We start from the raw sequence: 13,824 nt of genomic DNA, 5'->3' as shown, positions 1-13,824 counted from the left end.
ATTATTCCTCGAGCTTCAAAAGCGGCTCCTGGAAACGCAATAAACGCCCAGCATTGCCCAGCACCAACAACGTACTGAGGTTATGCAATACCGCTGCAATCATTGCGCCTGCGGCTCCCAGCCAGCCAAAGGCGGCGAACACCACGATCGCCAGGGTCCACCCCAGGCCGATGACGACGTTGACCTGCAAAGTGTGTCGACACTGGCGGCTTAAGCGCACACAGGTGCCCAGGCGCCGCAAGTCGCTGCCGATCAGCACCACATCCGCCGATGCCAGGGCGATGTCCGCGCCACCCGCGCCCATCGCCACGCCGACCACACCGGCCTTGAGCGCCAGGGAGTCGTTGATACCGTCGCCCACCACCATCGGGCGGAAACCACTGCCGATCTCACCCAGCACGCGGTTGAGCTTGTCTTCCGGCAAGGCTTGCGCTTCGACATCGCTGATGCCCACGTCCAACGCCAGGCTGTCGGCGACGCTTTGACGGTCGCCGGTCAGCAGCAGCTGGCGCCCCAGGCCCAGCTCGCGCAGCTCTTGCAGCGCTTGGCGTGCTTCCGGCTTGACGCTATCGGCCAGCAGCAGCCAGGCCAGGAACTGCCCCTTCAACGCCAACCCGGCAATCGGGCCGTCGTGGTTCGGAACGGACGTTGTCGCGATACCCAATTGCTCGAACAACTCCGGCCGGCCCAGCGCGGCTTCGCCCTGTTCGGTCTGTGCCACCACGCCCAGGCCCTGGCGTTCGCGGATGTCGGTCAGTGTGAGCATTTGCTCCTGGGTCGCCAGGCCCGCCAACGCACGGCTGACCGGATGACTGCTGGCCGAACCCAGGCTGGCCGCCAGATTCAACAACACCTGCCGATCCGTTGCGGTGGTTTCGATGGATTGCAGACGCAACGTGCCAAAGGTCAGCGTCCCGGTCTTGTCGACCACCAACGAGGTCAGGTCCGCCAATTCCTCCAGGAACGCCGAGCTGCGGATCAGGATCCCATGCCGAGCCGCCACGGCGATCCCGGCAATCGCCGTGGCCGGTGCTGATAGCACCAAGGCACACGGGCACGCCGCCACCAGCACCGCCAGCATTGCCTGGGCGTCATTGGTCACAAACCAGGTCACCGCCGCCAACAACAGCACCAGCACCATATAACTGCCGGCATAACGCTCCAGCAGCCGCGTGATCGGCGGCTTGGAGCGTTCGGCGTTCTGCATCAGCGCGATCACCTTGCCCAAGGTCGACTCGTTACCGGTGCGGGTCACTTCCAGGCGCAGCAAGCCATCGAGGTTGATCGCCCCACCAAACACCTGCACCCCCACGCTGGCTTCCAGCGGCACCGATTCACCAGTGATCGGCGCCGTATCCAGGCTCGCCTGCCCCGACAGCACCACGCCATCAGCCGGCACCCGATCACCGGCGCGCACTTCGACGATATCGCCAGTGTTCAGCGTTCCGTTATCCACTTCGACAATGTTGCCGTCGGCCTGCACCAACCGCGCATGGCTGCGGGTCAGTTTGCCCAGGGCATGGATCGCCTCCTGGGAGCCGATCACGCTGCGCTCCTCCAACACATGACCGAAGATCATGATGATCGGCAGCAACGCAGCCGTCAGCAGATCGCCCGTGGCCCAGGCACCGAGCATCGCCAGGGCGATCAGTTGATCGGTGATCCCGTGCAGGCTGGGAAAACGCAGGCTGTACCAGGCCGAACGCATCACGGGTACGGCCACCAGCAACGATGCCACGCCCAGCAACAACTGACTCACGCCTGTCTGGTCCGGCGCCAGCCAGCGCCACACCAAGCCCAATATCAACAACCCCAGGGCCAGCATGGCCAAGGTCAATTGCCGGGCAGCACTGCGCTGCTCGGCTGAAGTCAGCATGGGTGCGCTCATTGTTCGGCTCCCTGGATAATCAAGCGGGAGTCGTCTTTAGGATCGACCGTGGTCACGGAGCCGGCCTGGCCGAGAATTTTCGGTAACCGCTCGCGGTACAGACGCAGCAGCAAGCCGGGGTCTTTCACCTGGGCCAGGCTGGCGACGGTGGCGGTTTGCGCCTGGGCATTGGCCAGGCGTTCGCTGGCCTGGGCATGGGCGACCTGCACCAGGCGGTCAGCCGTCTGGTTGGCGGTTTGGGTGAGTTTTTCCGCGTCGGTGCGCGCATTGGCCACCGCTTTATCAGCTTGCTGGCTGGCGGTCAGTACCGCGTTGAACGCATTCACCGCCGGGCCCGGCAGACTCGACTGCACATCGACGCGAGTGACTTCGATGCCCAACCCCAAGCCCGTAGTGGCCAACTCGGCCAACCGTTTATTGATGCCCTGCACCAAGTCCCCGCGCAGTCGCTCGCGGCGCTCGGCGGCGCCGTTGTCGGTGCCTATCAATTCAGGGCGCGCCACCAGGATCGTGTCCAGATCGCGCGCGGCGGTCAGGGCCACGGCGCCGCGGGTGACCAGGCGATCCAGGGCCGGCAGCACATGCTCGCCCTGCAGCACAAACGCGTAGGGCTCGGTGACCTTGTAGAACACCCGTACATCCAGCTGTACCACGCCGGCATCACCGGTCAACAGGTAACCGGAGCCGGCCAGGGAATCGCTTAACGGCGTGGCGAAACTGGCCACGCGATCAGCCTGCGTCGCCGCATCGGAGCGCAGCAGATTCTCCACCCGACGCTCGATTACGCGGTCCGCCGCCGGCAACAGCACCACTTGCTCGAACGGCTGCGGCCAGGCCAGCAGCAGCCCGGCATTCTGAATCCGATCCAGTGCGCCGAAGTGCAACACCACCGCACGATTCTGCGGGTCGATCTGGCGTACGTTGGAAAACGCCCAGGCCAACGCCGCCAAAACGGTCACCGCGTACAGCGCCACGAAGGTCAGGCGCCCGGCCTGGATCCATGGGCTGTCCGGGTTGTCACGCTCGATCATGGCTGGATGTCCTTGGGCCCATCGACCAGTGCGCGGAACGGCGCGGCGTCGGTGCGCAAGATGATCTTGGTGCCTGGCGTGACCACGGTGCCCAAGGTATCCAGCGAACGCAGCAGGTTATACAGCTGCGGATTACCTGCGTAAGCGCGGCCATAAATTTGCGCGGCTTCGACCCGCGATTGCGCTTCGATATCGGCGGCTTTCACCGTGGCGTCAGCCTGCACGATCCGCGCATCGCGCTCGGCAGCGGAACGAATCTGCGCGGCTTCACGCTTGCCCACGGCAGTGCGCTCGGTGGCGATGGTTTCACGTTCGGCACGCATGCGGTCGACGGTAGCGGTGAGGGTCACTGACGGTAAGGTCAGACGCTCCACGCCCACTTGCGCTACGCGCACGCCATAGGTAGTGAGCAATTGTTGATCAATCTGCTGACGCAACTGCGCTTCGAAATCGGCGATGCGCACCTGGCTGGCGTCAGTGTTGATCAGGCTCGACAGATCGAAACTCGCCGCCGTGGTTTCCAACGCCGAGCCCACGAACGTGCGAATCTGCCGCGCCGCTTCATCCGGCTGGTTCTGCACGGCGCGCATAAAACGCTGCACATTGTCGGCATCGCCCTGCACCTGCCACGCCACGTAAGCCTGCACAATGATGCGCAAGCCATCGCGGGTGCCCACGTCCTGCAAGCCGCTGGAGGTCGTGCGCAGGCGCAGGTCCACGGGGATCGCCGCTTCGAACGGCGCCGGCCAGCGCCAGCCCAGGCCCGGCTCCAGCAGAACCCGCGACGGGTTGCCAAAGCGCGTTATCACCGTGGCTTCGCCGGAACGCACCTGCACCAGGCTCGCCGCCGCCACCGCAAACAGCACCAGCAACACGGCCCAGGCCATTCGCCGCCAGGGGAAGGGGCCAGCGGCGTGTTCATCACCGTGATGGTGGTGGCCATGATGATGGTGGTGGTGGTGACCGTGGTCATGATCGTGAGAATGAGCGCTCAACAGACAAACTCCTTATTGAACGGCTTTGCGCGGCGCCATTGGGTCAGCCGGCAACGTAAAAGAACGCAGATCGATCGTCGGCGCGCCATCGGCGCCCAGGCGGTGATCCAGAATAAGCAGTTTGGCACTGGCCAGGCCCTGGCTGAGTTGGCCAAGGTACTGTTCCAACACGAACGCTTTGCCTGCGGTGGCGTAAGCCTTCTGTTCAGCGGCAAAACGCAGGTCGGCGGCTTGGGCGCCGGCGTTCACTTCGCGGGCGCTGGCCTGGGCCTGGTCGCGTACCGTGCTGGCTTGCAGCAGCGCCTGATTGGTTTGCTCGCTGGCGGCTCCGCGCTCACGGGAGATCAGTGCCTGGGCGCCGATCTGCGCCGCCTGCACGCCGTGATAGGCGTTGGCCGCACCGGCCGGTGGGTGAATGGCCTCCACCACCGTAGCGAGGATTTCCACACCGCTGTCGAGCTTGTTCAGGTCTGCCTGCACCGCCCGGCCCACTTCATCGGCGAGGCTGGTACGTTGCTCACCCAGCAGTTCGTCGAGGGTGCGTGAAGCAAAGTCGTGCACGAGAATACGGCTGGCGGTGCTGCGGATCAGCGTCGGCACATCCGCGCTGTTGTAAGTGGCGGCGAGCGCGGCCTGATCGGTCAGGCCGATACGGTAGACAAAACGCACGTCCATATTGACGATCTGAAAGCTCTGCTTGTCGCCGCTGCTGCTGGCGATCACCTGGGACTTGTCATTCACATGGCTGGCGTCCCACAACCGGTTGGCAATCGTCGGCGCCGGGCCTTCGGCAGAAGCCAGTTCGGGCGTGGCGGCTTCGCTGACGCTGGTTGCCAGCTCATGCACCACGCCGTTCTCCACATTCAATACGCGCCCCAGCGGCCACGGTAAACCGGCATGCAGGCCAGGGCCGAAGACTTCAACAGGTTTACCGAAGCGTTCATAAATCCCACGGCCTTGCAGGGGCACTTCATGCACGCCGGTCAGCGACCAGCCCACGGCGAGAACCACCAGCAACACTGGTAGAAACGCCCGGCGCATGTAGGTAAACGCCCAGATCTGGCGCAGGTCGATGCCGAAGCGGTTGTGCAATTCATGCTGCAAGGCAAGCAGGGGTTGCGGCGGCCAGCGCAGCAGCCCGGCAATAAAACTCTGGGCCATCAAGCGCGGTTCGAGGCGCGGTTGGCGCGGGCTGAACAACGACAGCACGCCCCTGAGCAGGAACTCCAAAGCCACCAACGCCGGCAAGAGCCCCATCAGCGTCGCCAGCCGCAACGGCCAGACCGATTCGGCACCAGCAAACAACAGGCAAATTGCACTGATCACCAGGCAGATGATTGCCACCCGGCTCAATTGCGCCAATTGCGCGGCTTCCGGCCATTGCGTCAGCGTTTCCTGGGCCAGGCGGCGCTCGAACACCAGCAAACCGAAGGCCAGCGCCAACGCCAAGGCAGCGCCGATGCTGGCGGACTGGCCTACGGCGGCGGCGGGCAACGCCAGGTTCCAGAACTCGAAGATGCTGACCAGCACCAGTAGAGACCAACCGCATAACCACAATACCGGGGTGCCGATCTGCGCCAACAGGCCACTACCCAGACGCCCGATCAGCCGCGTGTAACCTTCCGTGTCCGCCACGGGCACATCGACGCTCGGCTCTTCCAGCGACTGGGCGCGCCAATCGGCCACCCACCACGCCGATTGCAACCCGGCCACCAGCACCAGCAACGCCGAGGAGCAGTTGATCAGCACCACGGGCCAGATCGATAGCGGGGCGAACAATGCGACGAACAGGGCGAGCACCCAACCCGCGACCGCCAGGGTCGTCAGGCTGATGCCGGCCTGGCGCAACCGACGGGCATGGAACAACCCTTGTTGAAAACGCGGCAGGCCCTCAACCGAAGCGCCGTCAGCTTCTAGATCCACTTGCATTCACAACACCCACCTAAAACCGATCGTTATCCTATAACAAAAAACGTGAAATTTCTGTTTGGCCATGAGGCATCGAACACGGGCTCTCAACACAGCCCGCCCTGTGAATCCAGGATCACTGCATAAACAAGTAAAAGAAACACTTAGATAAATAGTTGGCTGGAACGCTTCACTTGCTTTGCTTCACACAAAGACACGTCTATTTTATTACATAGGCGCAACTATCAGTCCTACAGGAAGCAGAGAATTGGCCATCAGTTTCAATCCATCTCATAACGTAAATTTTTCCTATCCAACAAATTCAGTTACACCTCCTAAGCAAGAAGTGCCACAGCACGAGACTGAAGTCCGTTCAAAAGATAAATCGGCAATAGACGCTAGAAACGCCCAAGACAACTTCAACCAAATTTCCCAACGCAAGACACGCTCCGTCAACACCCCTTCGGAGAGTTCTCAACCGGTCATTCACATGCAGGGAGGAGGTGCATTGCATCAATACTATCTAATCTACGGAAATCTCTGGGGTTATCTGCCTCCGGAGAAACCACCCGTTCGTCAAAAAGTCGCGGATCAAGACGACTCCGCCGACGGCCTTACGTTGACCTTGGATGAATATGAACAAGAACATAAATATGAAGAGGGCGATTACAAGCTGAGCCAGACCGTATCCAAGCATATGCTAAAACACGATCCGGCCACTGACAGTCAGCCCATGATTGACGTCAATCAAAACTCGACAATTCATGGTTGGCTTGAGCAATTAAGAAATGCATTCTCCAGTAATATCCTGAAAAAGTGGTACGAGACCAATGAAATTACTCCCGGCAGTTTGAGCTACGACTCAAAATACCAAAAGGTTCAATTTGTCAGAAATGATGGAAGCACCTTGAGCATGTCGGTTGAGCAATTTTATGAGCGATACCCGACTGCTCGCCAGGGGCTTGAGCCAGTGATCGATGCCTGCAAGAAGCTGGCGCCAGAGGGAAGTGATGTGGCATTCACGGCCTGGCCACAGGGCAAGGCACCGCTTGATGTGATTCAGAATTTCTATGGGATCAAGCCGCCAGAAACCAAGGAGGCCTCCACGGCATGGGGCAAAGAACTGCAGAAAATCAAGGCATTCCCGGAACACACCTTGAACCTTCCGGAGAATGACTGGGCACTCTCACGCCAGCAACGCAGGTTGCAAAATATCAACGAAGGCTTTGTGACACAGCCCAAATATGTCGTGGAATATGAATCGTCTGCCGACCAACTCCACCGGGATCTAAATGCATGGCCCCTTAAACACAAAAATCCTGCCGATTATGAGCTCTCCCAATCCATCGGCGACATAATGTCCACGATGACAGAAGAAGCATTTACGAAACCGCTTCCAGAGATAACATTTGAAAAAGGCACCTCGTTTTACCGTTGGATCGGTGTAATCAATCAGGCCTTTGAAAACAAAGCGCTTACGGAGTGGGCTAAAAAAAATAATGCCCGTGAATTCAGTTTTGACCCTGAGACTAGAACATTCCATGCCACGGTGGGCAACGAATCAAAAAGTTATACGGCCGATGAGTTCGACAAACAATTCCCGGCCTATTCCGGAGCTCTTGACCCGCTGAATGATGTTGCCAAAGTCGTTGCACCTTTCCAGACCGGAATTAAACTTCGGCCGATCAAAGATGACAAGGTTCCGGTTGACATGCTCCTTAGCTTTTACGGGCTGAAGTCCATGCGCGAGATCCTGGTTGAAACACATGAAGATGCTAAGGCGCAAGCAAACTCGATCATTGATGAAAACCATCGGAACACGGCTATTTCCAACATCGACAGTACCGCCCAAAAAGAAGCTATTGAAAAAATAAACAGGATGGGGACCCAATTAAAAAACAACGATAGCGTCTTCAGCCAGGAACCTTCATGGCGACGCGAAGATGAGACCTACGAGCACTCGCTGCGGGTCATAGAAATCACCAATTCGGAATACGGAAAGCCCAATAAACGAATGGTCATTGAATATAGCGGGCGCGACTCCGAAATTATTTATGCGTAAAGGGCTCCGAACCTGAGGTTCCGCCCTCTCAACGGTGCCCGCTCGTTTGGAACGCTCGGGCACTTGTTTTTTGCTGGCCCGACTTTTGGGACAACCAGTCCGAAAGGATTTGTCCTACTTCGCAAAAACTCAAGAAACACGCGGCCAAGGTGAGCCATCACTAGAGTCCGCGGCAAGAAATCGGCACACTTCAGCACAGTTTTTCACGGGTTAACGGACAAGGAAGCGTCACCCCCCATGATTTCCATCTACCAACTCAAGCCACGCTTTCAAAACCTGCTGCGCCCCCTCGTGCAGCGTCTCTACGACAATGGCACCACCGCCAACCAGATCACCGTACTGGCCGGGGTCGTTTCCTTGCTCGTCGGCCTGCTGGTCGCAGGCTTTGCCCAACATCTGTGGCTGTTTGCGCTGATCCCTGTGTGGATGATCCTGCGCATGGCCCTCAATGCCATCGACGGCATGCTCGCCCGCGAGTTCGGCCAGCAATCGCGCCTGGGTGCCTACCTCAACGAATTGTGTGATGTGATCGCCGACAGCGCACTAATCCTGCCGTTCGCGCTGATTCCCGGCGTCAGTCTGGTACCGGTGGTGCTGGTAGCGCTGTTGGCGGTATTCAGCGAATACGCCGGGGTCCTGGGGCCGATGGTCGGTGCGTCACGCCGCTATGACGGGCCAATGGGCAAGAGCGACCGTGCCTTTGTATTGGGCGTGCTGGCCACCGGTGTGGCGCTCGGCTGGCTCGGCGCCGGTTGGGTCGACACGCTGATGTGGCTGGTTGCCGCCCTGCTCGCCTACACCCTGGTCAACCGTGTGCGCCAGGGCCTCAAAGAAGAACAAACCTCCCCGATTGCATAAGGATTTTTGCGATGCGCGAACAACAAGAGCACACCTTCACGACCCATGATGGCGTCGAGCTTTTCTACCGCCACTGGCCGGCCAGCGCACCTTCGAGTGATGAGCCGCGCAAGGCAATCCTGTTGTTCCATCGCGGGCATGAGCATTCGGGGCGCATTGCCCATCTGGTTGACGAACTCGACCTGCCGCACTTTGACTTCTTCGCCTGGGACGCCCGTGGCCATGGCCAGTCCCCCGGCGAGCGTGGCGACAGCCCCAGCTTCGCCACCAGCGCCCGTGACGTGCAAACCTTTTGCGACCACATTGGCGCCACCTACGGCATTGCAGAAGAAAACTTCGCCGTTATCGCGCAAAGCGTCGGCGCGGTGATCGCGGCGACCTGGGTCCATGATTACGCGCCGAAAATCCGTGTACTGGTGCTCGCCTCCCCGGCGTTCAAGGTCAAGCTCTACGTGCCCTTCGCACGCCCGGGCCTGGCACTGATGCGCAGGTTTCGCGGCAATTTTTTCGTCAACAGTTACGTCAAGGCCAAGTTCCTCAGCCACGACCCGCAGCGCGTGGCGTCCTACGACAGCGACCCGCTGATCACCAAGGCCATCTCGGTGAATGTACTGCTGGGCCTGTACGAAGCGGCTGATCGGGTGGTCGCCGATGCCCAGGCGATCCAGGTGCCGACGCAGTTGCTGATCTCCGGTTCCGACTTTGTGGTGCACCGCAAACCCCAGCAGCAATTTTTCGACCGCCTGGGCAGCCTGAAGAAAGAGCTGCACATCCTCCCTGGCTTCTTCCACGACACCCTTGGCGAACGCGACCGTGCGCCGGCTGTGAGCAGTGCCAAGCGCTTTATCCTGCAAAACTTCACCCAGCCGCTGGACCGCGCCTCATTGCTGGATGCCGATAAGCTGGGCGCCACCTGCGCCGAGTCCGAAGCCCTCGCAGCGCCACTGCCGCGTAATTCCCTGCGCGACCTGTATTGGCGCATGACCCGCGCCAGCATGGGCCTGGGCAAAACCCTGTCGGAGGGGGTGAAACTGGGCTTCGACACCGGTTTCGACTCCGGCAGCACCCTGGACTATGTGTACCGCAACAAGCCCAGCGGCAAGGGCGGGCTGGGCCGGATGATCGACAGCAACTACCTCAACTCCATCGGCTGGCGCGGCATTCGCCAACGCAAGCTCAACGTCGAGGAACTGCTGCGTTTGGCCATGGCCAAGTTGCGTGCCGATGATCGCCAAGTACGCATTGTGGACATTGCCGCCGGCCACGGTCGCTATATTCTGGAAGCCTTGCAGGGCGTGTCGCCGCTGCCGGAATCGATCCTGCTACGTGACTACAGCGACATCAACGTGCGCGATGGTGGCGCACTGATTCGCGAGAAAGGCCTGGGGGATATCGCGCAGTTCGTCAAAGGCGATGCCTTTGACCGGGCGGATCTGGCGGCGTTGGACCCCAAGCCAACCCTGGCGGTAGTGTCGGGGCTGTATGAGTTGTTCGCCGATAACGCCATGGTCGGCGGTTCGTTGGCCGGCCTTGCCGAAGCGGTGGAGCCCGGCGGTTACCTGGTCTACACCGGCCAACCGTGGCACCCGCAACTGGAATTGATCGCGCGTGCACTGACCAGCCACCGCCAGGGCCAAGCCTGGGTGATGCGCCGTCGCAGCCAGGCGGAAATGGATCAGTTGGTCGAAGCGGCGGGCTTTCGCAAGATCACCCAACGCGTGGATGAATGGGGCATTTTCAGCGTGTCCCTGGCACAGAAGATCTGAACATGCGCGAGCCCGGTTTACTGAAACCTGCCGTCCTGTGGCTGCTGCTGTTGGCACCGCTGTTTTTCAGCACCTATGGCTTCGCCACTTGGGTGACCAGCCAACGCAGCGACGTCGGCACGCTGGTGTTCGGCTGGGAAACCCATATGCCATTCTGGGCCTGGACCATCGTGCCGTATTGGTCGATCGACCTGCTTTACGGGTTTTCCCTGCTGCTTCCCAACAGTCGGCATGAGTTGAAACAGCACGCGCTGCGGCTGCTGTCCGCCCAGGTTATTGCGGTCAGTTGCTTCCTCATCTGGCCGCTGCGCTTCACCTTCGAGCGGCCGGAACTGCACGGCATATTCGGCTGGCTGTTCGCCGTGCTCGCCGGCTTCGACAAGCCGTTCAACCAGGCACCGTCACTGCATATCGCCTTGTTGGTGATCTTGTGGGTCATGTACCAACGCCATACCCGTGGGCTGTGGCGATGGCTGGTGCACGGCTGGTTCGCCTTGATCGGCATTTCGGTGCTGACCACTTATCAACATCACTTTATCGACTTACCCACAGGCGCCCTGGCGGGATGGATGTGTGTGTGGTTATGGCCGGTAGAGCATCCCAGCCCGCTGCTGAATGCACGACTGACCCACGACCCTCGGCGCTGGCGCCTGGGCGTGCGGTATGGCCTGGGCGCTGTGGTGCTGGTGATCCTGGCGTTTGTATTGGGCGGGGCGTGGTTGTGGCTGCTGTGGCCAGCGGTAGCCCTGGGTCTGGTCAAGGCGAATTACTTCGTCCTCGGCGCGCCGGGCTTTCAGAAACGCGCCGATGGTCGGCTGACCCCGGCGGCACGCTGGCTCTATGCGCCCTACCTGGCTGGCGCATGGATAAACTCACGCCTGTGGACACGCAAGCATCCACAACCTGACCTTATTGTGGATAACGTTTGGCTAGGGCGAATTCCCACAATCCAGGAGCAAGATTCATTCAAGACCATCGTCGATCTCTGCGCCGAATTGCCGATTAATCCACAGGGCCGCGCCTATCAATCCATCCCTGTGCTGGACCTGATCGCCCCCACTCCGGCCGAGTGCCGACAAGCCGCCAAAGCCATCGAGCAATTGCGCTTGAACGGCCCATTACTGGTGTGTTGTGCCCTCGGTTACTCGCGCAGCGCCACCGCCGTTGCCGCCTGGCTGCTACATAGCCGGCGTGCCACTACGGTAGATGAAGCGCTGGCTATCATTCGTACAGCGCGGTCCGAAGTGGTCCTGCACCCCGCTCACCGTGAAGCTTTGGAGGGTTTACCCGATGCCCGCTGATATAGAACTCCAGGTAACTGCCAGCCTGCTACGTCGTGGGCGTTCCCTGGATCAGTTATCCACAGGTCTGACGGTGCTCGGCTTTTTGTTCGGCCTGGCGCAGCTGCTGATGGCCAGTATCTCGACCGTCTGCCTGTTGCTGGCCTTGTGGATGATTATCCTGGGGCTGCTGCAAAAGTACTGGGCACTGCGTGTGGCGTTTGACGCCGACCTGTTCGCCCTGCTCGCCCGCGATATCGCACGCACCCCGGACCTCGATCAGGCCCTGTTGACCCTGGGCCTGCAATCGGCCAAGCGCGTCGGCCGGCCCTGGACCGAACGCCGGCGTGGCGCGCTGAAATTGCTGCGCAAACAAGCCTGGTTGCTCGGCGCGCAAGCGCTGCTGACACTGGCCGTGATTCTCGCCAGCCCTTGGCTGCCTTTCGCCGGATAAGGAACGCCCATGTTCGAACCCGTAGTCGCCACGCTGATTACTTCGATGGCCCGCACCGTCACCGGTGCCCGCAGCCTGTGGCTCGGCTGCGCCCCGGTGCCGGTGCAGCGCATCTACTTCGCCAACCACAGCAGCCACGGCGATTTCGTACTGCTATGGGCCTCGTTGCCGCAGAACCTGCGCAAATTCACGCGCCCGGTGGCCGGCAGTGACTACTGGAACGCCAGTGCCTTGCGCCGCTACATTATCAACCGCGTGTTCAACGGCGTGCTGATCGACCGCGACCGTAAAGACCCTGTGGATAACCCACTGCAACCCATGCTCACGGCCCTGGAAGGCGGCGACTCATTGATCATCTTCCCGGAAGGCACGCGTAATCTGGAAGACGGCCTGCTGCCGTTCAAGAGCGGTCTGTATCACTTGGCAAAAAGTTACCCACAGGCCGAACTGATCCCGGTGTGGATTGCCAACCTCAACCGGGTCATGCCCAAAGGCCGCGTACTGCCGCTGCCATTGCTGTGCACCACCAGCTTCGGCGCGCCGCTGCAACTGGAGGACGGCGAAGACAAGGCCGCCTTCCTCGCCCGCAGCCGCGACGCCCTGCTCGCCCTTGCCCCGGAGCACGTCTGACATGGATAGCCAAACCCTGATGTTATTCGGCGGCATCGGCGCGATCCTGGTGCTCGCCTCCCTGATCGGCCTGATCCTCAAGCTGCGCACGCGCGGTACGCCAAACGCGGTGATCGACAATCTCAACGCGCGCATCAATGCGTGGTGGGTGATGGTGGTCGTGATCGGCATCGCCTTCTGGCTCGGCACCGGCGCGGTGATCCTGCTGTTCTATGCCGTGTCGTTCTACGCCCTGCGCGAATTCCTGACCCTCACGCCGACTCGCCGCAGCGACTACCCGGCCCTGGTGGCCGCGTTCTACCTGGCGTTGCCGCTGCAATACCTGCTCATCTATTCGGATTGGTACGGGCTGTTCTCGATCTTCATTCCGGTGTACGTGTTCTTGCTGCTGCCGATCCTCGCTTCACTGGGGGGCGACAGCACACACTTCCTGGAGCGCGCCTCCAAGGTGCAATGGGGTTTGATGATCGCCGTGTTCTGCGTGTCCTTCGTACCGGCGCTGCTGACCCTCGACATCCCCGGCTACGAAGGTCGCAACCTGTTGCTGATCGCCTATCTGGTGATCGTGGTGCAGTTGTCGGATGTGCTGCAGTACGTGTGCGGCAAGCTGTTCGGCAAACACAAGATCGCGCCTAACCTGTCACCCTCGAAAACGGTGGAGGGGTTTGTCGGCGGGATCCTGCTCTCGTCCCTGATCGGCGCGGCATTGTGGTGGACCACCCCGTTCAGCCCCTGGCAGTCGTTCTTGATTGCGCTGCTGATCAATCTGCTCGGATTTGCCGGCGGCATCGTGATGTCGGCGATCAAGCGCGATCGAGGGGTGAAGGATTGGGGCCATATGATCGAAGGGCACGGAGGGATGCTGGATCGACTCGATTCAGTGTGCTTCGCAGCGCCGATTTTCTTTCATCTGGTGCGCTATTGGTGGACCTGATCCCCAGGCTCCAGAAGC

General features: G+C 60.6%; 11 protein-coding genes. 7 read left to right on the top strand and 4 right to left on the bottom strand.

All coding sequences use genetic code 11. The annotated features are described in order from the left end of the window. Position 1 precedes the first annotated feature (1 nt). Genes DK870_RS09875 through hflK (DK870_RS09860) form a run of 4 tightly spaced genes read right to left on the bottom strand, consistent with a single transcriptional unit; the run spans position 2 to position 5,843 of the window. Complete coding sequence (locus tag DK870_RS09875; protein WP_161548543.1) at positions 2–1,888, bottom strand: cation-translocating P-type ATPase; 1,887 nt, start codon at positions 1,886–1,888, stop codon at positions 2–4. After that, entirely contained in the window at positions 1,885–2,919 is a 1,035-nt protein-coding gene (gene hflK, locus DK870_RS09870; protein WP_161548541.1) for a protease modulator HflK, read from the bottom strand. Before hflK (DK870_RS09870) ends, DK870_RS09875 begins: the two co-directional genes overlap by 4 nt. Next, on the bottom strand, positions 2,916–3,917 hold the full coding sequence (gene hflC / locus DK870_RS09865; protein WP_161548619.1) for a protease modulator HflC: 1,002 nt from the start codon (positions 3,915–3,917) through the stop codon (positions 2,916–2,918). Before hflC ends, hflK (DK870_RS09870) begins: the two co-directional genes overlap by 4 nt. A 9-nt stretch (positions 3,918–3,926) precedes the next feature. Continuing rightward, positions 3,927–5,843, bottom strand: a complete 1,917-nt coding sequence (gene hflK, locus DK870_RS09860; protein ID WP_161548539.1) for a protease modulator HflK — start codon at positions 5,841–5,843, stop codon at positions 3,927–3,929. Positions 5,844–6,090: 247 nt separating this feature from the next. Between hflK (DK870_RS09860) and DK870_RS09855 the strand changes: the two genes are divergently transcribed. The 7 genes from DK870_RS09855 (at position 6,091) to DK870_RS09825 (ending at position 13,806) form a co-directional block, all read left to right on the top strand. After that, positions 6,091–7,884, top strand: coding sequence for a hypothetical protein (locus DK870_RS09855; RefSeq protein WP_161548538.1), 1,794 nt, complete (start codon positions 6,091–6,093; stop codon positions 7,882–7,884). A 237-nt stretch (positions 7,885–8,121) separates the two neighbouring features. Further along, a complete protein-coding gene (locus DK870_RS09850) occupies positions 8,122–8,742 on the top strand; it encodes a CDP-alcohol phosphatidyltransferase family protein (protein ID WP_060756590.1) in 621 nt (206 codons plus the stop codon). 11 nt (positions 8,743–8,753) lie between these two features. After that, positions 8,754–10,508: a bifunctional alpha/beta hydrolase/class I SAM-dependent methyltransferase gene (locus tag DK870_RS09845; RefSeq protein ID WP_161548536.1), complete on the top strand. Its 1,755-nt coding sequence runs from the start codon at positions 8,754–8,756 to the stop codon at positions 10,506–10,508. 2 nt (positions 10,509–10,510) lie between these two features. Continuing rightward, a complete protein-coding gene (locus DK870_RS09840; protein WP_161548535.1) occupies positions 10,511–11,809 on the top strand; it encodes a phosphatase PAP2/dual specificity phosphatase family protein in 1,299 nt (432 codons plus the stop codon). Then, a complete protein-coding gene (locus tag DK870_RS09835) occupies positions 11,799–12,242 on the top strand; it encodes a hypothetical protein (RefSeq protein ID WP_060756587.1) in 444 nt (147 codons plus the stop codon). Before DK870_RS09840 ends, DK870_RS09835 begins: the two co-directional genes overlap by 11 nt. Before the next feature lie 9 nt (positions 12,243–12,251). After that, positions 12,252–12,872: a 1-acyl-sn-glycerol-3-phosphate acyltransferase gene (locus tag DK870_RS09830; RefSeq protein WP_161548533.1), complete on the top strand. Its 621-nt coding sequence runs from the start codon at positions 12,252–12,254 to the stop codon at positions 12,870–12,872. A 1-nt stretch (position 12,873) separates the two neighbouring features. After that, complete coding sequence (locus DK870_RS09825) at positions 12,874–13,806, top strand: phosphatidate cytidylyltransferase (protein WP_060756585.1); 933 nt, start codon at positions 12,874–12,876, stop codon at positions 13,804–13,806. The last annotated feature ends 18 nt before the right edge of the window (positions 13,807–13,824 follow it).

It is taken from the genome of Pseudomonas sp. Q1, from assembly GCF_009935975.1.
Classification (GTDB): domain Bacteria; phylum Pseudomonadota; class Gammaproteobacteria; order Pseudomonadales; family Pseudomonadaceae; genus Aquipseudomonas; species Aquipseudomonas palleroniana.
The sequence above is the reverse complement of the archived record's forward strand: the minus strand, read 5'-3'. Positions and strand labels throughout refer to the sequence as shown.

Coding starts and splice junctions, on each gene's coding strand:
- DK870_RS09825 (WP_060756585.1), top strand. CDS start 12,874: ATGGATAGCCAAACCCTGATGTTATTCGGCGGCATCGGCGCGATCCTG.
- DK870_RS09845 (WP_161548536.1), top strand. CDS start 8,754: ATGCGCGAACAACAAGAGCACACCTTCACGACCCATGATGGCGTCGAG.
- DK870_RS09835 (WP_060756587.1), top strand. CDS start 11,799: ATGCCCGCTGATATAGAACTCCAGGTAACTGCCAGCCTGCTACGTCGT.
- DK870_RS09830 (WP_161548533.1), top strand. CDS start 12,252: ATGTTCGAACCCGTAGTCGCCACGCTGATTACTTCGATGGCCCGCACC.
- hflK (WP_161548539.1), bottom strand. CDS start 5,843: ATGCAAGTGGATCTAGAAGCTGACGGCGCTTCGGTTGAGGGCCTGCCG.
- DK870_RS09840 (WP_161548535.1), top strand. CDS start 10,511: ATGCGCGAGCCCGGTTTACTGAAACCTGCCGTCCTGTGGCTGCTGCTG.
- DK870_RS09875 (WP_161548543.1), bottom strand. CDS start 1,888: ATGAGCGCACCCATGCTGACTTCAGCCGAGCAGCGCAGTGCTGCCCGG.
- DK870_RS09850 (WP_060756590.1), top strand. CDS start 8,122: ATGATTTCCATCTACCAACTCAAGCCACGCTTTCAAAACCTGCTGCGC.
- hflK (WP_161548541.1), bottom strand. CDS start 2,919: ATGATCGAGCGTGACAACCCGGACAGCCCATGGATCCAGGCCGGGCGC.